The organism is Lysinibacillus sp. LK3, from assembly GCF_001043675.1.
GTDB lineage: Bacteria > Bacillota > Bacilli > Bacillales_A > Planococcaceae > Lysinibacillus > Lysinibacillus capsici.
In genome coordinates this window covers 376,177-397,106 of record NZ_LDUJ01000014.1, presented here as the reverse complement: position 1 = coordinate 397,106, position 20,930 = coordinate 376,177, and the positions used below count along the sequence as shown (strand labels likewise).

General features: G+C 38.5%; 22 protein-coding genes. 3 read left to right on the top strand and 19 right to left on the bottom strand.

Annotated features, from left to right (window positions below):
• Positions 1-29: 29 nt before the first annotated feature.
• The 13 genes from VK91_RS09900 to VK91_RS09840 all read right to left on the bottom strand — a co-directional run bounded on the left by VK91_RS09900 (position 30) and on the right by VK91_RS09840 (position 13,404).
• Positions 30-1,202, bottom strand: coding sequence for an amidohydrolase (locus tag VK91_RS09900; RefSeq protein WP_048392375.1), 1,173 nt, complete (start codon positions 1,200-1,202; stop codon positions 30-32).
• Positions 1,203-1,219: 17 nt separating this feature from the next.
• Positions 1,220-2,407 carry a membrane protein gene (locus VK91_RS09895; protein WP_048392374.1) on the bottom strand — a complete coding sequence of 396 codons (1,188 nt, stop codon included), beginning with the start codon at positions 2,405-2,407 and terminating at the stop codon, positions 1,220-1,222.
• Positions 2,408-2,631: 224 nt separating this feature from the next.
• Complete coding sequence (locus VK91_RS09890; RefSeq protein WP_082148133.1) at positions 2,632-2,946, bottom strand: DUF3784 domain-containing protein; 315 nt, start codon at positions 2,944-2,946, stop codon at positions 2,632-2,634.
• An 11-nt stretch (positions 2,947-2,957) separates the two neighbouring features.
• Positions 2,958-4,241, bottom strand: a complete 1,284-nt coding sequence (locus VK91_RS09885) for an alpha/beta hydrolase (RefSeq protein ID WP_048392373.1) — start codon at positions 4,239-4,241, stop codon at positions 2,958-2,960.
• Between the two features lie 13 nt (positions 4,242-4,254).
• Positions 4,255-5,334, bottom strand: coding sequence for a DUF1648 domain-containing protein (locus tag VK91_RS09880; protein ID WP_048392372.1), 1,080 nt, complete (start codon positions 5,332-5,334; stop codon positions 4,255-4,257).
• Positions 5,335-5,341: 7 nt separating this feature from the next.
• Complete coding sequence (locus VK91_RS09875) at positions 5,342-5,719, bottom strand: GntR family transcriptional regulator (protein ID WP_009370283.1); 378 nt, start codon at positions 5,717-5,719, stop codon at positions 5,342-5,344.
• A 623-nt stretch (positions 5,720-6,342) separates the two neighbouring features.
• Positions 6,343-6,720: a carboxymuconolactone decarboxylase family protein gene (locus tag VK91_RS09870; RefSeq protein ID WP_048392371.1), complete on the bottom strand. Its 378-nt coding sequence runs from the start codon at positions 6,718-6,720 to the stop codon at positions 6,343-6,345.
• 203 nt (positions 6,721-6,923) lie between these two features.
• Positions 6,924-8,303, bottom strand: coding sequence for an argininosuccinate lyase (gene argH, locus VK91_RS09865; RefSeq protein ID WP_009370279.1), 1,380 nt, complete (start codon positions 8,301-8,303; stop codon positions 6,924-6,926).
• 81 nt (positions 8,304-8,384) lie between these two features.
• Entirely contained in the window at positions 8,385-9,578 is a 1,194-nt protein-coding gene (locus VK91_RS09860) for an argininosuccinate synthase (RefSeq protein ID WP_004231366.1), read from the bottom strand.
• A 287-nt stretch (positions 9,579-9,865) separates the two neighbouring features.
• Entirely contained in the window at positions 9,866-10,672 is an 807-nt protein-coding gene (locus VK91_RS09855) for a CPBP family intramembrane glutamic endopeptidase (RefSeq protein ID WP_048392370.1), read from the bottom strand.
• 74 nt (positions 10,673-10,746) lie between these two features.
• Positions 10,747-11,541, bottom strand: coding sequence for a MerR family transcriptional regulator (locus tag VK91_RS09850; RefSeq protein WP_048392369.1), 795 nt, complete (start codon positions 11,539-11,541; stop codon positions 10,747-10,749).
• 109 nt (positions 11,542-11,650) lie between these two features.
• Positions 11,651-12,406, bottom strand: coding sequence for an SDR family oxidoreductase (locus tag VK91_RS09845; RefSeq protein WP_048392368.1), 756 nt, complete (start codon positions 12,404-12,406; stop codon positions 11,651-11,653).
• Positions 12,407-12,414: 8 nt separating this feature from the next.
• A complete protein-coding gene (locus VK91_RS09840; RefSeq protein WP_197078712.1) occupies positions 12,415-13,404 on the bottom strand; it encodes an MBL fold metallo-hydrolase in 990 nt (329 codons plus the stop codon).
• A gap of 347 nt (positions 13,405-13,751) precedes the next feature.
• Here VK91_RS09840 and proC point away from each other — a divergent pair, with 347 nt between their 5' ends.
• Both proC and namA read left to right on the top strand, forming a co-directional pair.
• The gene (gene proC, locus VK91_RS09835) at positions 13,752-14,555 is read left to right on the top strand and encodes a pyrroline-5-carboxylate reductase (protein WP_004231357.1); all 804 of its coding nucleotides are present in this window, start codon (positions 13,752-13,754) and stop codon (positions 14,553-14,555) included.
• A 48-nt stretch (positions 14,556-14,603) separates the two neighbouring features.
• A complete protein-coding gene (gene namA / locus VK91_RS09830; protein ID WP_048392367.1) occupies positions 14,604-15,614 on the top strand; it encodes an NADPH dehydrogenase NamA in 1,011 nt (336 codons plus the stop codon).
• A gap of 49 nt (positions 15,615-15,663) precedes the next feature.
• Here namA and VK91_RS09825 read toward each other — a convergent pair whose 3' ends face one another.
• Both VK91_RS09825 and VK91_RS09820 read right to left on the bottom strand, forming a co-directional pair.
• A complete protein-coding gene (locus VK91_RS09825; RefSeq protein ID WP_048392366.1) occupies positions 15,664-15,942 on the bottom strand; it encodes a DUF1450 domain-containing protein in 279 nt (92 codons plus the stop codon).
• A gap of 379 nt (positions 15,943-16,321) precedes the next feature.
• Complete coding sequence (locus VK91_RS09820) at positions 16,322-16,537, bottom strand: DUF3955 domain-containing protein (RefSeq protein WP_048392365.1); 216 nt, start codon at positions 16,535-16,537, stop codon at positions 16,322-16,324.
• A 224-nt stretch (positions 16,538-16,761) separates the two neighbouring features.
• On the opposite strand from VK91_RS09820, the gene VK91_RS09815 reads away from it, so the two are divergent.
• Entirely contained in the window at positions 16,762-17,205 is a 444-nt protein-coding gene (locus tag VK91_RS09815) for a hypothetical protein (protein WP_048392364.1), read from the top strand.
• Positions 17,206-17,289: 84 nt separating this feature from the next.
• Here the strand turns inward: VK91_RS09815 and VK91_RS09810 are convergent, their stop codons facing one another.
• From VK91_RS09810 to VK91_RS09795, 4 genes are all read right to left on the bottom strand, one after another.
• A complete protein-coding gene (locus tag VK91_RS09810; RefSeq protein WP_048392363.1) occupies positions 17,290-17,964 on the bottom strand; it encodes a serine/threonine protein kinase in 675 nt (224 codons plus the stop codon).
• A 356-nt stretch (positions 17,965-18,320) separates the two neighbouring features.
• A complete protein-coding gene (locus VK91_RS09805; protein ID WP_048392362.1) occupies positions 18,321-18,887 on the bottom strand; it encodes an NADPH-dependent FMN reductase in 567 nt (188 codons plus the stop codon).
• A 13-nt stretch (positions 18,888-18,900) separates the two neighbouring features.
• Entirely contained in the window at positions 18,901-19,956 is a 1,056-nt protein-coding gene (locus tag VK91_RS09800; protein ID WP_036218710.1) for an LLM class flavin-dependent oxidoreductase, read from the bottom strand.
• A 16-nt stretch (positions 19,957-19,972) separates the two neighbouring features.
• Positions 19,973-20,914 carry a ring-cleaving dioxygenase gene (locus VK91_RS09795; RefSeq protein WP_048392696.1) on the bottom strand — a complete coding sequence of 314 codons (942 nt, stop codon included), beginning with the start codon at positions 20,912-20,914 and terminating at the stop codon, positions 19,973-19,975.
• Positions 20,915-20,930 lie beyond the last annotated feature (16 nt).

The window sequence follows — 20,930 nt, the reverse complement described above, 5'->3', positions numbered from 1 at the left end:
TTCATAAGAAGCTTAGTTACTTCACTTTATTAGTTTTCGCTTAACCAAGTTAACGCATATTGTACATATAATTCGGCTCCAACGCGCAAACCATCTTCATCGATATTAAAATGGCCGTTATGATGTGCCCAGCGTGTATCCTTTTCTGTATTGCCTGAGCCTACTAGAGCAAAACAGCCAGGTACTTCATCTAAGTAAAAGCTAAAGTCTTCTCCACCCATTGTCGGATCATCAATATGATAAGCATCCGCGCCAAAATGTTCAGCTGCAAGGCGCTCGACTAAGCTGGCACTCGCCACATCATTGTTGACGGCTTGTGTACCATATTCATAAACGACCTCTGCTGTGCCACCATAAAGTGAGGCAATCTGGTCAGCATAATGACGAATTTGCGTTTCGATATGTGAACGAACCTCTTTATCAAAACAACGCACAGTCCCTTCTAAAATGGCATCTTCTGCAATTACATTAAAGCGTGTGCCAACCTCCATTTTTCCAATTGTAAGAACGGCAGGTTGAAGTGGATTGACTGTACGTGCCACAACTGTTTGGACATTCAAAGCAAACGTTGAAGCAATCATCACGGCATCAATGGCATCATGTGGGACTGCGGCATGACCGCCCTGCCCTTTAAAGCGCACTTTGAAAATATCAGCAGAGGCAAAGGCAGGACCTTTATTACACTGAATTTTCCCTGTGTCAATTTGTGACCAAATATGAATACCAAAGACGTTATCTACACCTTTCATTGCTCCTTGCTCTACCATCGCTTTTGCGCCTGTAGCTACTTCTTCCGCTGGCTGGAAAATAAAACGAACTGTTCCCTCAATTTCTTCTTGTACCGTATGTAATGTCTTAGCTGCAATCAGCAACATGGCTGTATGCGCATCATGACCACAGGCATGCATCTTACCATCCGTTTTAGAGCGATACGGAATATCTTCTCGTATTTCATAAACTGATAATGCATCCATATCTGCACGTAAGGCAACGGTTTTTCCTTCCTTGCCCCCTTTTAACTCCGCAATAATGCCTGTTGGCTCTGTTCGTCTATACGGAATACCAAGGTTCTCTAAATATGCTGCTACATAATTCGTTGTTTCATATTCTTCCCAAGAAAGCTCTGGCTCACTGTGCAATTTTTGACGAATTGCCACAAGCTCACTATTTAATTCCGCAATAATTTCTTTCATTTTATTCATGCTGACTCTCTCCTTCTTTATAGCCAATTGACAAAAATACCCGCTAAAATCACAGATGTTATCGTTACACTAATGAAACCTCCCACAAGCATCGGTGGTAACATATGACTTAACAGCATTTCTCGTTCTTTTTGATCGGCTGTGGACGATTTCACTACTTCATTCGTTAAAATATAATCTGCTGGGAACCCATAGAGCGCTGTTAAGGATACAGCAAACGCTAAATTCGGGCTGACCTTTAAAACTTTTCCTGCGATGAAAGAGAAAATATACATACCAATGACTGCTAAGACAATAGACACTACTAATGGCACAATAATACGCATCAGCATTTCAGGGGAAGCCTGTTTTAAGCCATCAAATATAAAGAGCATTAACCCCATAATGGCAAAACCGAAGCCATTTGCTTTTTGCAATGGTTGTCTTTCTAAAAAACCAAATGTCGATGCAAGGACACCAAACACTAGGCATAGCACTAACGCATTGACTGTCACAACAGGTGCTAATGCTGTAGATGTACCATACGCTAATAATCCAACAAGCGCTAAACGGAAAAATTTAAAGTATTCTGTATTGTACTTGGTAGGAATTTTCCTAAATAATTTTGGTTGCTCAGATGCCTGTTCAACATCTTCCTCTACCTGTGTTACCGATTGTATATTCCCTTGCTGGTGTTCTTTTAATAAACGTTTTGCTTCACGCTTCAATACAATGGACGTGATGGGATATCCTGCAAAACCTTGAATAACATAAATTACAATGGCAAAGACGGCTAAATCCTCTAAGCCAGCTGCAGAAGCGCCTTCTGACATCACTAGCGCTGCCACAACACCACCGACTAATGGTGGAACTGCAACAATCATCGTTTTTAAATCAAATAGCAAGGCACCAATTGTAAATAATATGGCGATGATGCCTACAATACCAGCTAAAGAAATAACGATGGCTTTCCACTGGTTTTTCAATTCTTTAAGGGACAGAAGTGTACCCATATTCGTAATTAATAAATACATTAACATCGTGGCAACGACTGGACCAATCCCGGCAATACTAACAATATCTTTCGGGAAGAATGTCCAATAGCCAATTAAAAATAATACCGCACAGACGAACACAGATGGAATCCACGCCTTCGTTCTTGTTGCTACGATATCTCCGATGTAAAGAATAGCAAGTACTATCGTCAGTGCTAACATTTGCGACATATCAAAGAATTCTCCTAACTTAGTAATTTTTTAATGTCATCTATAATAATACTAATTATTCTTAAAATTCTATTTTTACAGAAAAGAAGAAAAACAGCGCATGAACGAGCATATTCGTGACACTAAAATTACGGTTTTCCAAATATTTAGATTTTAAAGAATTTTCATAAAGCGCTTACAAAAAAATAGAACCATTATAAAATGGTTCTACTTTTTCTTACATGCTATTTTTTGAAACGATTACCTGTGTTCGCATAGATCAATAAAAATATCGTAAGGGCGACAAAAAGTACAAGACCTACATGAAATAACCATTGTGTATGGAAAAATTCGTTTAGTATCCATAAAAGGACACAAAAACAGTAGCCATACATCATTTTTCCCATAAATCTTGCCAGTGCCTTTTCATCATATTGTTCTTTATCTTCCTGTGCCATCGTATGAAAGCCTTCAAGTAGAAAAGATCCTTTACCTTGCGATAGAACAATGGCGAAGATGAGAAACGGCAGCATGATTATTAAATAGACAAGTACTCCCAAGGTTAATCATCCTACTTTTCATTTTTAATAAATTGCTCAATTGCTGGTAGTAATTCTTCATGCAGTGGCAGCGAAGGGTCTGCATAGGTTGCTAAGTTTTTGGCGCGATCTGCCGGTGCCTTTTTCAATACGTGATTCATACCCGCTAGATAAAGTAATTTTGAGTCTTGTTTGCCTTTCTTCAATGCCTCAGCATCGGCTTCCTTCACTTGTAAATCCGTTGTTCCTTGTACTAGCAATACACGGCTTTTTACTTTTGCAAGCTCATTAGCAGGTTGATATTTTAGCAAGGAAATCAGGAAAGGCTGTACAGATGGACGGAAAAGGGCCTGTAGCTCTGGCGAAATATTTTTCACTTGCTCCCCTTGCTTTAAAGCTGTCAAAATATTCGTGGATTCATTAAAAAGCTTTGGTGCTAATTGACCTTTTAATTGCTCTAAAAGCACTTCATCTAACGACCTACCTGCACCGGCAATGGAGACAAAGGATGCTACGCCTGTCTTTTGAGCCGCGAGCAAACCAATGAGTGAGCCTTCGCTATGACCAATCACATGGACACTTGTGTAGGCTTTATCAGCCATCAATGTTTGGATAATTTGTACAGCATCATCAACGTATTGGTCAAACGTTCCTTCCTCTTCCTTTGTTAAGAGCGCTTGATTGTCACCAAGTCCTCGCTTATCATAACGCACCGTCGCAATGCCCTGTTGTGCTAAACCTTCGGCCAACATTTTCAAGCTATTATTTTTTCCAGCCAAAGCGGAATTACCATCTTTATCAGTTGGCCCCGATCCTGCTATTATCAGTGCCACTGGTGATGGAGATGGAGAAGCCTTTTGTACAGCTACCGTTAAGTTACCGTTTTGAACGGGAATTTTTAATGTGTCATAGGTAACAGGTTGCTCTTTATAAGCCTTTAGTATTAAAGGAAATTTCCCACCATTTTGTTGAAATGTAGCCTCTATTTGTTCATTTTTGATTGTGCCATTAATGGCAATAGCAGAGCCGTTTAAATTTATGGACACTTTTACTTTATCACCTGTATACGTCACACTTTGAAATGGAAAATTAGATAAGCCCTGTGCTGGCACGGATAATGTACCACTTTCCTTCTTTAAATCGATAATAATCGGTAATGGTCCATTTGGCGTTTCAATAGTTCCTTCCCATTTTCCAATAAACTGTTCATTCATTGCATTTGTCCCCTTTGATCCTTGATGTTGTGCAGTGACCTCTTTTTGCCCACAGGCAGCTAAAAGTAAAATTGTACAGCAAATCAATAACCATTTTTTCATCTAATCTTCCTTTCTATATGAAAATCACCAATAAAATTGGCAGTAACGTAATCGCTATTAAGATGTAACACCATTTGTTCGCGAAATTTACAGTCCAACCAATCCCGAACTTTTTAGGCACTAATAAGGATGGATCATTTTTATTGCAATAAAAAATACCCCATTTCCAGTATTGATCATCTGTGGCAGCTGTTTCATTTGTATGTACCTCATCAAAACGTTCATTACTTTTACTGAGCTTCCAAATGAACACTAGTAAACCACCCAACGTAACGACATTAAAGACAAGAAAAAGTGGGAAGAAGTAGAAAGCCGTTTGGTCTTGTAAAATAACAGTTGTATAGTGTAAAACAACAAATAGAATTGTCATACTAAAATTAATGGCTGCCAGGTACCAGCTTCCGTATTTACGCTGAGTTAACTCCCGATGAATGGATGCTTCTTTGGCCTGTGCACTTAATTGAATTTTGGCACTTTTCATGCCTTGACTCATCATGAAAAAACTAATTTGTATTGCCAATAATATAAGTGGCATACTGATGACTGAGAGCCGCGATTTTTGAGTCCAACCATCGACCTCTCCTGCCCCATTCCAATGAGTTGCGAAAACCTTAGGGATTAACTCATAGTTCATGTACGTAAAAGCGATTAATGCAAGTGTGATGATAATGGGTACACTAAAAAATATAGGTGATAATGTTTCCTCTTTCTGGCGGATAGACAAATCTGTCACATATACTGTTTTTATTTGTGCCTCCCACTGCTCCTGCACCTTTAATTTTTTCGTTTTAGCATGATAACTCATGTAAAGACCTGATGATAAAAGGAGCATGACATACAAAAGGATAAAGGAAATTAAAGATACCTTCTCCTCTTGTATAGGTGAAAGATAGAGAGCGATTTGACCTACTAAGAATAAGCCAGCAATCCCTGCGATGATTTGGCTATAATGCTTCTTCCACAGCTTTAATTGTGGATGTTTGACATATGGTTCGGGTATGGAAACACCAAAAACAAGGGTTTTTCTTGTTAAATGTGGTGTCATCATTTCCATAATTCCGACAATGATAAAGATGCCTACAATTATAAGCATACTACCCCTACTTCCATTGTTTTAAAATTCGCTGGAACAAACTTGTCATTTGCTCTTTCTCGAGGCCACGCGCAAAAGCCTCCGCCATGATAGGCTTCAAGGCATTTTCGACTTTTTCAACCTCCGTTTCTTCCAGCTCTCTCTTTTGACCACCAATAATGACCGCTTTTGCTTTCGGCTTCAATTCAATTAAGCCCTTCTCTTCAAGCTCATGATAACTTTTACTGACCGTGCTAACATTGATGCCTAGATCTGTAGCCATCGAACGTACAGACGGTAAAGTATCACCATTTTTCAGCTCACCTTGCGCAATGCATTCTATTATTTGATTGGCCAATTGTTTATATAGCTGCAATTCACTGTTTGGATCTAATTGTATTTGCATAATAACCCTCCAATCTGTATTGCTTATAACCAAACAGAAATCTGTTATGCATAGAGTAATACAGATTTTAATTAATGTCAAATGAAGGAATTTTTTATGGTGTTGAGTAGAGGTTTTTTCACAATAAGAGCGGGAGCCTTCCCTTAGTAGTGCTTTGAACTTCATTTAGAGCGGGTTCTCCTCCCCTAGGAGCACTTTGAACTCCATTTAGAGCGGATCCCCCTTCCTTAGGAGCGCTTTAATCTTCATTTAGAGCGGGTTCTCCTTCCTAGGAGCGCTTTGAACTTCATTTAGAGCGGATATCTTGAGTACTTAGACCCCAAATAAGAAACAAAAAGGACCCAGAATAATTCTGGATCCATGGACACTTATTGCTTCTATTTGATTTTTAACTGATATGGTTTACACTTCTTCTTAATCTATAGCAAAACAGAATGTTCTGTTTCACCTTTAGGCTTAAGATTTATGAAGCTTCAACCTTCAACAGTTGTGGCGGACTTTCCTGAGATTCTTGGTCTTTGGGTGTTTGACTATTACTACTCATTCTGCATCCTCCCCATCAGATTAGATTAATAAGTGGTTCCTCTCTTATTATGAGCCTTCTTCTATTTTTTATACATGCTTTAGCTTTTCTCTGCAAAGAGTTGTTGGGCTATCGTTAAAGCATTTTGCACTCTTGGAAAACCGATGTAGGGTGCTAATTGTAAAAGTGCCTCGACCACTTCTGTCTGTGTCAAGCCTGCATGTAATCCACGCTGAATATGCGTTTTGGTTTGTGGTGCAGCACCTTGTGTAACTACCGCTGTTATCACGACGAGTGCTCGACTCTTTGCATCCAGCCCAGGCCGTGCATAGACATCACCGTAAGCAAATTCAATAATCATTTTGCGTAAATCGGGTGCTATATCGGCTAATGCATCGGATTCAATCATCCGTGCTGCTTCTTCTTCTGTCACATATTGTTTAATTGTTTCGAGCCCCTTTGTAAAACGTTCATTCATTTCTTCATCCCTCCTACATTTACTTATACAAAAACCCCAATTCCGCGTCTCCAGAATTGGGGATTGTCCTTCACATATGTAAGGTTCTCTTCTTCACGTCACCCTCTGGCTCAGTTGAAAAAGGATAAAGGTTTTCATAGTGCCTCACAGGACAGCTTTAATGAATATCTATGCAAAAAGTCACAAGGACATGCACGCAAAAATTAAATGGCTACAAGACAGGCTTTCGCTTTTTCAATTTGGATTTTTACTTGTTCAAAGCCAGTACCACCTAAGGAATGGCGGCGACGAACAGCAGCTTCTGGCGCTAGTACATCATAAATATCCGCTTCAATTAACGTACTTTCTTGCTGCATTTCTTCCAATGGCAAGTCTAATAAATAAATGCCCTTTTGAATACATGTAAAGACAAGCTTACCAGTCACCTCATGTGCCTCACGGAATGGCATCCCCTTTGTAGCAAGATAATCTGCTAGCTCCGTTGCATTTGAAAAATCAGCGTGAACAGCCTGATGTAAGCGTTCCGTGTTGACAGTCATTGTACGAACCATACCTTCAAAGATTTTAAGTGAACCAAGAATCGTATGAACAGTGTCAAACATCCCCTCTTTGTCCTCCTGCATATCTTTGTTATATGTTAATGGTGTGCCTTTTAACACCGTTAATAAGCCCATTAGATTCCCATAAACACGCCCTGTTTTACCACGAATAAGCTCTGCCATATCTGGGTTTTTCTTTTGTGGCATAATCGAAGAACCTGTTGAGAAGGCATCATCCAGTTCGATAAATTTAAATTCATCTGTAGACCAGATAATAATTTCCTCAGCAAAGCGTGATAAATGCGCCATAAGTAAGGAGGAATGACTTAAAAATTCCACGATAAAATCACGATCACTTACAGCATCCATGGAGTTTGCGTAAACCTCGCTAAACCCTAATAACTCTGCTGATTTTAAACGGTCAATCGGGAAAGTTGTCCCTGCCATTGCCCCAGCACCTAAAGGTAAAATATCAATACGTTTTATGGATTCTGTAAAACGTTGTTTATCACGCTCTAGCATCCAAAAATAAGCCATTAAATGGTGTGCAAAGGAGATTGGCTGTGCACGTTGTAGATGCGTATAACCTGGTGCAATCGTTTCAATATGCTCTTGTGCTTTGTCTAATAGTGTTTGTTGGAACGTCACAATTAAATCAATTGCTTCCTGCACACGCTTTTTCAAGAAAAGATGCATATCCGTTGCTACTTGGTCATTTCGGCTACGTCCTGTATGTAGTTTGCCACCGACAGGACCTATTAAATCAATTAACATTTTTTCTAAATTTAAGTGTATATCTTCATTGGCAACGCTAAATTCAAGCTCACCTGCGATTGCCTTATCTTTTAATTGGGCAAGACCACCTAGTATGGCCTCTACATCAGCTGCTGGTAAAATTCCTGTAGCACCAAGCATTGTGACATGTGCAACACTACCTTCAAGGTCCTCTAGCACAAGTTGCTGGTCAAAGCCAATAGATGCGCCAAATTCGTCTACCCATGCTTCTGCTGATTTTTGGAAACGTCCACCCCAAAGTTTTGTCATGTCAGCTCACCTTTTCCTCGATTACTTATCAAAAGGTGTAGTAAAAGCACAAATGCCTCACCACACCTTGCTTGTTCAACATTACTTTTTATTCACAGATGAGTTCACTACAGTTGGTAGACCCCATAACTCGATAAAGCCTACAGCGGAAGCATGATTGAATTGATCTTCCTTCGAGTATGTTGCTAGCTTTTCACTGTATAATGAATTTGGTGATTTACGTCCTTCTACAATCGCATGTCCTTTAAATAGTTTCACACGTACTGTACCATTCACATATTGTTGTGTTTGCGCAAGGAATGCTTCCAGAGCATCACGTAATGGTGAGAACCATAGACCGTCGTAAATTAATTCGGATAGTTTTTTCTCGATTACTGGCTTGAAGTGTGCTAATTCTTTTACAAGCGTTAAGTCCTCAAGCTCTTTATGCGCTGTTAACAGCACTTTTGCACCTGGAATTTCATAAACCTCACGAGATTTAATACCAACTAAACGATTTTCAACGTGATCGATACGTCCTACACCATGAGCACCTGCTACTGCATTTAATTCTTGAATTAAATCAGCAAGCTTCATTTCTTTTCCGTTTAATGCTACTGGTTTACCAGCTACAAACTCGATTTCCACATACTCTGCTTCATTCGGTGCATTTTCAACAGAAACAGTTAAGCCATAAGCTTCTTCTGGTGGTGACACCCATGGGTCTTCCATGATGCCAGCTTCATTCGCACGGCCCCATAGGTTTTGGTCGATTGAGAATGGTGAATCCAATGTTGCAGGAATCGGTACATTATGCTTCATTGCATATTCGATTTCCTCATCACGGCTCCAGCCCCACTCACGTACTGGTGCTAATACCTCTAAATCTGGATTTAATGCTTTAATCGATACTTCAAAACGAACTTGGTCATTCCCTTTACCTGTGCAACCATGCGCAACAGCATCTGCGCCTACTTGATTAGCAATCTCTACTAGTTTTTTCGAGATAAGTGGACGGGAAAGTGCTGATACTAATGGATACTTTTGCTCATACCAAGTATGTGCTTGTAAAGAAATTAATGCATACCCTTCAGCAAATTCGTCTTTCGCATCCACCATATAAGATTCAATCGCTCCTACTTGAAGAGCTTTATTTTTTACGAATTCAAGATCTTTCCCTTCGCCAACGTCAAGACATACTGCAATTACGTCCCAACCTTGTTCTTTTAACCATGGAATTGCTACCGAAGTATCAAGTCCACCTGAATAAGCTAATACTACTTTTTTATTTGCCATTAAAAATGCGCCTCCATTGCTCTATCGATATGTATGTTTATACATTCATTTAAAAGTTTATACACGAATAGTATCATGTTATAAAAATAAATACAAGTGTATTTTTATAAATTCATAGACTTTTATTTTTATTGTCAAAAGTAAGTCGTTCCTTGTATAAGGTTGACAAGAAATCCATGGCAATTCACTCGAAAAAACGTTTTTTTACTATATATATAAATGTATACTATATAAATTTAGCAACGGACGAAAAAAAGAATCCATGATACAAACTGGATTCTTTTTAGTTACTTGGCTGATTGTAACTTATACAATACTTTTTTAGGATTAATCAAAATAAGTAGAACGGCCACCGCCGAATATAAAATGGCATTATACATAATTAAATCAATTAGGTTTCCATTAATGGAGCCGATAAAAAAATTAAAGAGCTGATGAATAATAATAGGAATGATTAAATTCTGATTGATCGTATAAAATACTGTCATGATGATGGTTGTAGCTATAATCGTTAACATAAAGAAGAAGCTATATTTGATCAAATCCATTCCCATAAACCCTGTTGTAAGCCATATCGGTAAATGCCACATTCCCCACCAAAAGCCTATGATAATTGAAGCTATTAATGGCGAATACTTCTTTTGCAGCTCCAGCAGTGCAAAGCCCCTCCATCCTAACTCCTCACCCAGTGGTCCTGACAAAAGCGTTTTAACAAAATAAAAACTGAGCATGCCCCATGAAGACAGCGTAAAAATAGAGTTTTCTTCATAATTATTCATGATTTGAAACAAGATCATGATAAAGATAGCTGTTTGTATCATCACGATTAAAACAATTACTGAAAGTGACAATTTGTTTTTGAATTTTTGCTTGACAAAGTGGATAAAACGTTGCCCAGGATAGATTCTTGGAAATAGTAACGCAAAGGCAAAGGTGGATGACCAAGCCGATAGACAGCGTACGGTATCAAATAGCCAAGTAGGATAGCCTAATAGCTTGACGGCTCCTACAACACAGAAAAGTGGCCAAAAAATAATATTGGTTAAAATAATAAAGCTTGCTACTGGTTTTTTTAATTTCTTTTTTCTACGCAAGTAGATCCCCCATTTCATCTGAATATCTTCAGCATAAACCTAGGGGTTGCTCACAGGTCAAACCCATTTTGCCTTTATTTTATCGGTACATACATTTCTAAAAAAATACGTTCAAGCCCTTCTTCATAAGTGGTAAGCAATAAGTTGATATAAACAAGCCCTAAAAGCTCATAGCCATTTTCCTTAGCTACTTTTCTTATACTAGCCTCTACTTTATTGTCTGTATTTTTGCCACCTGTTGACCAGCGCCCATCTTCAATAACTGTATAAAGACATTTGGGATGCGCTAAAATTTCACCTTTAATTGGATGATCGCTATTTTCTACTTTCCTGACAACCATAAATTTATTTTCGAGCATTCCGCTATCATCGAATCTAATAACTCTTCTTAAAGAAGTAAGAATTACCGCTTTCTTTATACTGTCTGCATTTTCTTTTAACGAATCATATTCATCATAGGCTGTATAATGTTCTATTACGCCCATTATTTCTAATGGTTTCATTTCCTTTATAGTATATGTGCCTAGATATTGGCTAATTTTTTGACAATCCTCTTTTACAAGCTGGAGCTTTTTTAATTGTAGCTTTTTATAAGCTATTTCCTCTAACATTACTTGTTCTTTTTCTACTAACAATGATTGGATGCCCTCTATACTCTTGCCTTTTCTCAATTCCTGAATCTTTTTGATTTCAAAATCAATTTCTCTATAAAAATTGATTGTTGTGATATCGTATATATCAAAATGATTGTATGTTCTATACCCATTTTCACTATTTTGCTGGGGCTTTACTAATCCCTTTTCTTCATAAAATTTTAAGGTATCTCTAGAAACTCCTAAAAATTTTGCAACTTGACCAATTGTATACATCTATGTCTCCTTTTCAACTCTTCCTTTTTACTACTATAGCTACAATTATATGTAAATATGAAAAAACCGTAGACATGCACGTGAAGCATGTTTACAGTTTCAAATGTTGTTATTTCTTATGGAAAAATGATTTGCCTAGCCATTCAATGGTTGCAGGGGCTAATGCATACAATTTACTCGACAATCCCATAATTCTAGGTAGATTAATCTCACGAACAGGACGATCAATCGTTTTCACTGTCTCTTGAGCTACTTCCTCCGCTGACAATAAAAAGCGCCCTAAGGATTCTCGGTAGCCACTTGTATCATTGGCTTTATCTAAAAATGGTGTATCAATGGGACCAGGATGGATGGCTGTCACTTTTACATTGTAAGGAGCTAATTCCATACGCAATCCATTGGTAAAACCGACAATAGCATGTTTCGTCGCAGCATAGACACTCGCTTTTGGTGTGGCCACCTTCCCAGCCTGAGAACCAATGAATATTAAATGGCCCTGTTTGCGCTCTATCATCTTAGAGGCTAATCGTTTGGCAAGATAAATGGGTACGCTAACATTTAATTCGATCATTTGCGCAATATCCTCATCCTGTAAAGCAGGGGCTACAGCAAACTTCCCTACACCTGCTGAAAGAATCGCTACATCAATCGGTGGTAGCTGCGCACAAACATCATCAAGTGTATGTAGATTGGTTAAATCCGCTTGGATCACTTGAGCACCTAAACGCTCTAGCACCTTTAGTGCAACGGCATTGCGACCTGTGGCATAAACAATATGCCCTTGAGCTACTAGTAATTCAGTGATTTTTAAGCCAACCCCACTTGTAGCTCCTGTCACAAAGATTGTTTTGTTAGGATGTTTCATGTATAAACCTACTTCCTTTGAAATAAATAGATACCTGCTTCTGTCTTTGTTGACGTAATATACTCATTGGCCTCTAGGTAATCTAAATGACCAAGTGTTTTAGATAAAGTTAAACCAAGCTGATGCTGGAAGATAGCCGGATACAAGCGTTTTGTTACTTGGACAACTGTTAATTGATCATCGCCTAATAATTCAAAAACCTTCATTGATTGTTGGTGCTGTCGCTCTAATCGTTTATCAATTAACAACGGAATATCCTCTAGCTCTGCTCCATGCCCTGTATGCATCATTTTGACAGGTAATTGACGTAGAATTTCAAGGGATGCATTATATTGTAGTAAAGATTTTGTACGTCCTACAGTACGATCCAATGGTGGCTCTATTAATGGATTGGGCGTTATTTTTTCAAGCAATAAATCTCCACCAATCACATGATGAGTTTTTTCATCCCAAAAAATGAAGTGACTTTGTGCGTGACCTAATGTTTCGATTGCCTTTAATCCTGGATGCCCAGGAACTTCATCTCCATCTGCCAAAATTTGCGTTAACGGTCGTTCCCCTACAAGCTCCAATTCACGACGAACATGGACACTTTTTGCAATATATTCTTGTGGTACCCCATGCTCCAATAAACGTTCACTGTAAAATTGTTCATGATAGCGTAAAAAGTCTTCATCATGACGAAGCCATTTGTCATTATAGGCATGCCCTAAAATTTCTGCATATGGAAAAGCATCGACCCATCCCGCATGATCTGGATGATGATGGGTTAACACAACCTGTTCAATATCTTGCATGTCAAAGCCTGCTGCTCGAATCCCCCATTTTAAAGCATCATAGGCTTCCATTGTTTTTGGGCCAACATCAAAAATGCTAAGTGCATCGCCTTTTACAATAAATGCATTGACATCTCCTACTGCATAGGGTGTTGGTATTTCTATTTTGTATATAGACAAAGTTGTCTCCCCCTTTTCACGCACTTGTGAATACTGATTCATTCTATTTTACAAGTTTTTTCTGTTTTCGTCATCCTCCTGTTGACAGGTTGCTTATTCCTCACTATAATTTTGAATAATCTAATTATTTATGTGCATTGAAGAAGCCGAGTACGTATCTGGTGAAGGTGTTAGAGAGTGTTACATTTGCTGAGAGTAACATCACCCGCTCCCATTACCGAACCTACTTCTGAGCAGTTATGCAAACATAACCGTTTCCCTTGCGATAAGAGGGCTAAGAGTTGTGCCAACAATTGGCAAACAAAGGTGGTACCGCGGAAACGAGAGCGTTTTCGTCCTTCTAGATAAGGACGAGAGCGCTTTTTTATTTTGAACTGGAGGTTTTGTTCATGAAAAAAATTTTATTTATCGGTGCAGGCTCAATGGCGGAAGCATTGATGCAAGGCTGGATTAAACAAAAGGTGTTCACACCACAGGAAATTTACGTCACCAATCGCTCAGACAAGGAACGCTTACATTTCCTACATGAAACATATGGTGTCCATTGTGTGTTTGATCCTGCGATTTTTCAACAGGCAGATCTGATTATCTTAGCGATGAAGCCGAAAGATGCTATTGCTGCTATGTGTGATTTAAAGCCTAAACTTACGGCACACACTGCTGTACTATCTATTTTAGCAGGCATTGCGATTGATACAATTACAGAATTTTTAGGGAGTCGCCCAGTAGCAAGGGTGATGCCGAATACTTCCGCTACAATCGGCATGTCAGCAAGTGGCATTGCATTCAATAACGAGGTATCTGCAGACCAGCGTATCCTATTCCTCCAGTTATTAGAGGCTGTTGGCTCCGTTATTGAAGTCGATGAAGATCAGTTACATGCAGTCACAGCCCTTTCAGGTAGCGGCCCTGCCTATATCTATTATTTAATGGAAGCTTTTGAACGAGTAGGGACGAAGGTAGGCTTATCGAAAGATACGGTGCGCTTGCTAATGACTCAAACACTTGCGGGGACAGCTGAGATGCTCAAGCAGTCATTAGATGAACCAGATGTCTTACGCAAAAAGGTGACGAGTCCTGGTGGCACGACGGAGGCAGGGATACAGGCATTAGAGCAATATCAATTTAATGAAGCCATCGAAGCCTGCATTAAAGAAGCGGAGGCACGATCTCGTTCACTTGCAAATGGGTAGCATTATGTGCAAAATAGAGTGTATCACTAGGAATTAGGAGGCTTTATTTTGAGTAAATTATTCGAACCCTATACATTGCAATCTATCACCTTAAAAAACCGTGTTGTGATGGCACCTATGTGCATGTACTCAGCACAAGACGATGGCATGGTAACACCCTTTCATTTCGTCCATTATGCAACACGTGCAGCTGGTCAAGTAGGCTTAATCATTTTAGAAGCTACTGGTGTTGTGCCAGAAGGTCGTATCTCAAATAAGGATTTAGGGATTTGGGATGATGCACATATTGAAGGATTAAGTCAATTAGTTGAGGGGATGAAAGCGTACGGCGCTAAAACAGGCATCCAGCTTGCACATGCTGGTCGCAAAGCAACAGTAGATGGCGAAATTTTTGCTCCATCAGCTATTGCCTTTAGTTCAGACTATAAAACACCAACAGAAATGACAGAAGAGGACATTCACTATGTCATCGAGGCATTTAAACAAGCAGCTATTCGTGCCGCAAAGGCTGGCTTTGATGTACTAGAAATTCATGGCGCACATGGCTATTTAATTAGCGAGTTTTTATCACCTGCTACGAATAAACGTCAAGATCAATATGGGGGCTCACAGGAAAATCGATATCGCATTCTACGTCAAGTCATCGATGCTGTTCGCAGTGTATGGGATGGTCCTTTATTGGTACGTGTCTCTGCGGAAGATTATGCGGAAGATGGTACAACAATGGATGACTTTATTGTTTTTAGCCGCTGGATGAAATCTCAAGGTGTTGATTTAGTTGATGTGTCAACAGGGGGCGTTGTACCAGCAGCCATCAATGTCTTTCCAGGCTATCAGGTACCACATGCAGAAGCGATTAAGCATGGGGCTGATATTCCTACTGGTGCAGTTGGTCTTATTACCACAGCCATTCAAGCCGAAGAGATACTCCAAAATAATCGTGCAGATTTAATATTCTTAGCGCGTGTTTTATTACGAGACCCTTACTGGGCACTACATGCAGCTAAAGAGCTAGGAGAAGACGTGCAGCCTCCCGTACAATACGTCCGTGGTTGGTAATTACATTTCCATCAAAAAACAGCTTGTGCTCCAGCAAGCTGTTTTTTCATTAGAAAAGTGGATTTTGTTTTAATTCTTCATCAATAGCTTGTACCAATGTCTCCGCGTCATCTGCTTTCACAACTTCCCCATTTACTATCGCAAAAATACCTTGCTCACAGATTTCACAATGGGATGTACAACCAGATTCCTCTATCTCAATATCTTCTCGTTCTACTAATACATCATACGCATCTGCCGCACCAAGTGCTAAATTAGTGATACAAAACTCCACTCTATTTTTTAGCTGCTGTGGTTCCTTCTTTTTTTTAAAAAGAGAAAATACCATGTTTATTGACCCCCTACTCTCTAAAAATAATCATACCACAATTCCATAAACTTCATGAAAACTGTAGCGTTAAGCAAAATGATTATCATAAAATACTATTAATCTTTCAGCTCAATCAACATAAGTTTTTCTTATGAAATTAATGTACAACCATTAAACGAAGATGACTGCTTTGAAAAAAGGTAGTTACAAACTTATCATGCAAAACCTTCAAGTACAATTTTGCAGTCAACTAAAATAGCTATTTATGTTGTTCAATCAAATCATCAGTCTACTCCATAGATCGTGTAAACAAAACTCCCACACAAATGTAGTGCTTTTATTAAGTAAATATTAAAAACAACCAAGTCTCTTATGTATGACCTGGTTGTTTTATCTATTATTTAACGTATTGTGTCTTTTTAATAACCGATTTTAACGCCACCCCTACTACACATATAAATCCAATAACTAACAATAAAAATCCTATTGGAATAAGAAAGAATGGTTCTTCTAATGTACCATCAGGTGCTACATTACTCCCTTTCACCATAAAGATTAAAAAACTAAGTACGCCTAATATGATTGGCATTAATGCAAAAATATATTTTTTCATAACTTTTTCTTCTCTCCTAAATATTTTTATGTTTAATTCCTACACTGCAGCTTTCTACAACTCGCTGTAACAATCATAAATCCAAAATATATTCTAAGTCAATTATTTTTTATTGATAATCAATAAATTTTTATTCTAATTCAACCAATCTCAAAATTGACATTTTGAAATTCTAACTATAAAATGACCATAATCTCAAGTGATAATATAGAAGGGTGATTTGTATGAACTATGAAGATTTAATGCAATGGAAAGGTTATTTGTTTTTAGATAATATAGTAGAGCCAGGGACAAACTCTTTGAGAGTTTCTATTTCTAGAGCTTCCGTCAGCGCCGAAAGCGAGGATTTAAGTTTTGAGGAATATACTATAAATGATGTCTATCCTATTGAAATTGATAAGACATTACCGGTCATACATATAGAATTCGATTCATATGTAGCCTATACTGTTTTTGACGAATCATTTCATTTTGTCAATCAAGAAGATGATTTCTTGGGTAACTCAGTACGCCTTTTTACAAAATCAACTTATTTAGATTTTATAAGTAAAGGAACTATAGCTCTCGATATCTATTCCTACAAGGAGCTATTCCATTATCAGATTGTTTGTTTAGACCATATTATTGATATTGTCTCATTCGATAAACCTACTATTATAAGCGAATAAGTAGTTTTTAAAACAGTCAATGAAATCTTGTTGTCTGTTTTCTTTATTTCTATTAAAGCATCTCGTAAAAGAGCTCCCGTAAGTTCAATTATTTTTTAATAGAAACTTTAAAATATTTTTTGTAAACTCTTCGTATGAAGTATTCTTTCCACGTTGGTTATACCACTTTCGTATTGTTTCTACTAACCAAAACGGCACAGAATTTCCATCAATTAAATGATAGTATTGCTCATATCCTTTTTTTAAATGCTCCCATCGATGATCATTACCCTGTAGTGTGTACTCAGAGACATCAATTATTTTTGCCCTTCCATTCTGTAGCAAAATATTTTTCAAATGAATATCACGAGGGTTAAGGCCCTTCTTCCGAACATATTCTCTTGCATCCTCTACTTCATTTATAACCTGTTTTGGAATGTGAATACCTTGTAGAATGCAATCAAAAAGCGTTTTTCCTTCTTCGTAACTTAAAACAAGGTATTCGTCATGTGAAGCAAAGCATGTTGAAAAGAAAGGTGAATCTCCAAGTATTTGATACACATTTGCTTCAACTTTTACTTTGTGCACTTTGTCTTTGGCATATAGTTTAAATGCATACGCTGGGGCGGAAAGAGCTTGAAAAACAGCCGCATCTGTCCCAACACCTATACATTTCAAATCATCAGCTTCACCACTTATGGTAACAGGCTCGTTATTTGGATTTGAAAAAACGTTTATTTTAGAAAGAGAACCTATAGCTTTATCCCAATCGTTTTCCATTTCCATCTCTCCCATCATTTGCATTGAAGTATACTACACTATCTAATTACTTTAGTAGGGATTCTATATCGCCCCTAACAATATTCAAATCTCAAGTTTCCTACACACACTCTTTAATTTTAAAACGTTGGGAACTACTAGAAGTTTCTATATCCATTTCTCCATATGGAAAGTATACGGCTTTGTTAGCTACAGAAGAACCAGTTCTATCCTCTATTTACCCTTAACCACCTTTATTAAAAACTCAAAGTGATTTGGGTTTTATTTTTATCATGATTGTCACGAACTTATAGCTAGCCTTGACACAAAAAGAAACGCTGTGTCAGACTACTTCACAGCGTTTCTTCTATTTATCTTTAAAAATCATATTCAGCATCTTTTTTGGCTCGAATTTCTGCAAAAGCCTCTGTAACCATCACGGTATCCTCTGCTAACCGTTCTAAACGAAAAAGGACATCATCATTGACAATTTCTTTACGTAAAAAATCCTTTTCTTCTATAAATACATAGGTCGGTACGATGTGCGCTTTCATATAAGCAAGGATCGGCTTTAGTTGCTGTTCCACCATTAAATAATGCTTGGATGTACCCGCTGTAACAATAACACTGACGACTTTATCGCGGAAGGCATTGACAGGTAAAAGGTCAAAGATGTTTTTTAATGTAGCTGGTATAGATGCTTGGAATGTTGGCGTCCCAATAACGATCGCATCTGCAGCCATAATGGTTTCCGTCACATATTTTGTATCGCCTTCATATTCAAAGTAATTACGTCCATCACTAAAAACTAGCTGATAGTCAGCAAGATCTAGTAATGTTACTTCATGCTGTGGGTATTTTTCTTGTAGCATCTCGACTAACTTTTGTGTAGCTGTTCTTGTCTTTGAGCCGACATTAGAACCCGCAAGTGCGACAATTTTCATAATGAGCCACTCCTTATTTTGCTGTGTGTTTTTTTATCGCTGGAATTATATCATTACCAATGATTTCAATATTTTTCATCAATTTTTCGAATGGTACGCCACCAAAATCGATTTGTGCCATAAAGCGTTGCATGCCATATAGTTCGTATTGATAAAGTAGTTTTTCAATAATTTGCTCTTTACTGCCCACCATTAAAGCATCACGTGTATCAGGCGCTTGTGCAAATTGTTGCTTTGGATAGCCCCCACCACGAATAGCTTGGAAACCACCGTTTAAATGTGGATACATGCCCTGCAATGCCTCTTTTGTTGTGTCTGCTACATAAAACAAGCTTGTTGTGGCAATAGGTAATTCATTTGGGTCAAAGCCTTTGCGCTCTGCCGCTTCGCGATAGGCATCCACTGATGGTTTAAAGTTGATAGCAGGTCCACCTAATGTTGTAAGCATCATCGGAATGCCCATATAGCCTGCTTTAATGGCGCTGGCAGGTGGTCCACCCACCGCACGCCATATTGGCAACGAGCCGTTTTTTGGCTGCGGTAAAATTTGTGCATGGTGGAGAGGTGCTCTAAATTGCCCTTCCCAAGTCACAAGCTCCTCGTCATTGATTTTCATAAGAAGCTCTAATTTTTCCTCAAAGATTTCTTCATAATCTTGTAAATCAACACCTAATAAGTGATAGGCACCTACACGTGAACCACGTCCCGCTACAATTTCTGCACGACCATCTGATAATAAATCAATTGTGGCAAAATCCTCATATACTCGTACAGGGTCTGAAACACTTAATACGGTTGCGGAGCTAGACAATTTAATAGTCGAAGTTGCTTGTGCGATAGCACCTAACACGACCGTATGTGCCTGTGTTGTAAAATAAGACTGATGACTTTCACCTATACCAAATACATCAATTCCAGCTTGCTCTGCTAATTGACTTGCCTCGACTAGCTCTTTTAGTCGTTGTTGAGCAGAAATACGCTCGCCCGTTAGTGGATTAGGGATATGATCACCTAAAGAGTACAGTCCGAATTCGAGTCCTTGTGCTTGATCAATACGATATTTTTCCATCATGTGTTATCTCTCCTTATTCAAGCGGTTCTAAAATAGCTTCAATTTCTGAACGTCTCTCTTCTAAAAATGGCGGGAGGTCTAACTCTTTGCCAAGTTCTTCCACTGCTGAATCTACCGTAAACCCTGGCCCATCTGTCGCCATTTCAAATAAAATACCGTTACGATCTCTAAAATATAGACTTTGGAAATAATAACGATCAACCACACCAGTACTATCCAATCCAAGCTCCTTGATTTTGGTATCCCATTGCTGTAATTCTTCAACAGTTGCAACACGTAACGCAAGATGGTGAATACTGCCTTTACCAGGTTTCTCGCTTGGTCCTTCTAATTCTTTGACAACAATCTCGCCAAGTACTTCCCCTTCTATCGATTGTAGGACCGTTTCTTTGTCCTTTTCTGCAATAACTGTATAGTGAAATAAATCTTGTAATAAATTGACCGTTCTTGGTAAATATCGCACAGTGATTTCAATAGTCCCCATGCCTAAAATACGATGTTCCTTCGGTATATCATTTCCATCCCATGGTTGCCATTGAGCAGGCGTTTCTTGTCCTTGGTGGTTTAACAATACCATCCGTAAACCTTCATGATCTTCAAAAAATAAAGCCTCTTTGCCTGCATAAGTAGTGATATCGCTATGTTCTACCTCTAGCTGCTGAAAGCGTTCTTTCCAATATAGTAGGCTTTCGAAGCTAGGTACAAGTAAGCCAATACGTGTAATAGCATTCGTCCCTCGCACTGTACGTCCTGCAACAGGCATTTCAAAAAATGTTAATTCTGTACCTGCTGCTCCTGTTAAGTCTCCATAAAATAAGTGATACATGGAAGGTGAGTCTTGATTCACCGTTTTTTTCACACGTCGTAACCCTAAAATAGTTGTGTAGAAATGATTATTCTGTTTACCATTTTTCGTTAGCATTGATATATGATGGTGTCCGCTTAATTTGTTCATCATAATTGTTCCTCCT

Coding starts and splice junctions, on each gene's coding strand:
- VK91_RS09900 (WP_048392375.1), bottom strand. CDS start 1,202: ATGAATAAAATGAAAGAAATTATTGCGGAATTAAATAGTGAGCTTGTG.
- VK91_RS09895 (WP_048392374.1), bottom strand. CDS start 2,407: ATGTCGCAAATGTTAGCACTGACGATAGTACTTGCTATTCTTTACATC.
- VK91_RS09885 (WP_048392373.1), bottom strand. CDS start 4,241: ATGAAAAAATGGTTATTGATTTGCTGTACAATTTTACTTTTAGCTGCC.
- VK91_RS09880 (WP_048392372.1), bottom strand. CDS start 5,334: ATGCTTATAATTGTAGGCATCTTTATCATTGTCGGAATTATGGAAATG.
- VK91_RS09875 (WP_009370283.1), bottom strand. CDS start 5,719: ATGCAAATACAATTAGATCCAAACAGTGAATTGCAGCTATATAAACAA.
- VK91_RS09870 (WP_048392371.1), bottom strand. CDS start 6,720: ATGAATGAACGTTTTACAAAGGGGCTCGAAACAATTAAACAATATGTG.
- argH (WP_009370279.1), bottom strand. CDS start 8,303: ATGACAAAACTTTGGGGTGGACGTTTCCAAAAATCAGCAGAAGCATGG.
- VK91_RS09860 (WP_004231366.1), bottom strand. CDS start 9,578: ATGGCAAATAAAAAAGTAGTATTAGCTTATTCAGGTGGACTTGATACT.
- VK91_RS09850 (WP_048392369.1), bottom strand. CDS start 11,541: ATGTATACAATTGGTCAAGTTGCAAAATTTTTAGGAGTTTCTAGAGAT.
- VK91_RS09845 (WP_048392368.1), bottom strand. CDS start 12,406: ATGAAACATCCTAACAAAACAATCTTTGTGACAGGAGCTACAAGTGGG.
- VK91_RS09840 (WP_197078712.1), bottom strand. CDS start 13,404: ATGAATCAGTATTCACAAGTGCGTGAAAAGGGGGAGACAACTTTGTCT.
- proC (WP_004231357.1), top strand. CDS start 13,752: ATGAAAAAAATTTTATTTATCGGTGCAGGCTCAATGGCGGAAGCATTG.
- VK91_RS09825 (WP_048392366.1), bottom strand. CDS start 15,942: ATGGTATTTTCTCTTTTTAAAAAAAAGAAGGAACCACAGCAGCTAAAA.
- VK91_RS09820 (WP_048392365.1), bottom strand. CDS start 16,537: ATGAAAAAATATATTTTTGCATTAATGCCAATCATATTAGGCGTACTT.
- VK91_RS09815 (WP_048392364.1), top strand. CDS start 16,762: ATGAACTATGAAGATTTAATGCAATGGAAAGGTTATTTGTTTTTAGAT.
- VK91_RS09810 (WP_048392363.1), bottom strand. CDS start 17,964: ATGGAAAACGATTGGGATAAAGCTATAGGTTCTCTTTCTAAAATAAAC.
- VK91_RS09805 (WP_048392362.1), bottom strand. CDS start 18,887: ATGAAAATTGTCGCACTTGCGGGTTCTAATGTCGGCTCAAAGACAAGA.
- VK91_RS09800 (WP_036218710.1), bottom strand. CDS start 19,956: ATGGAAAAATATCGTATTGATCAAGCACAAGGACTCGAATTCGGACTG.
- VK91_RS09795 (WP_048392696.1), bottom strand. CDS start 20,914: ATGAACAAATTAAGCGGACACCATCATATATCAATGCTAACGAAAAAT.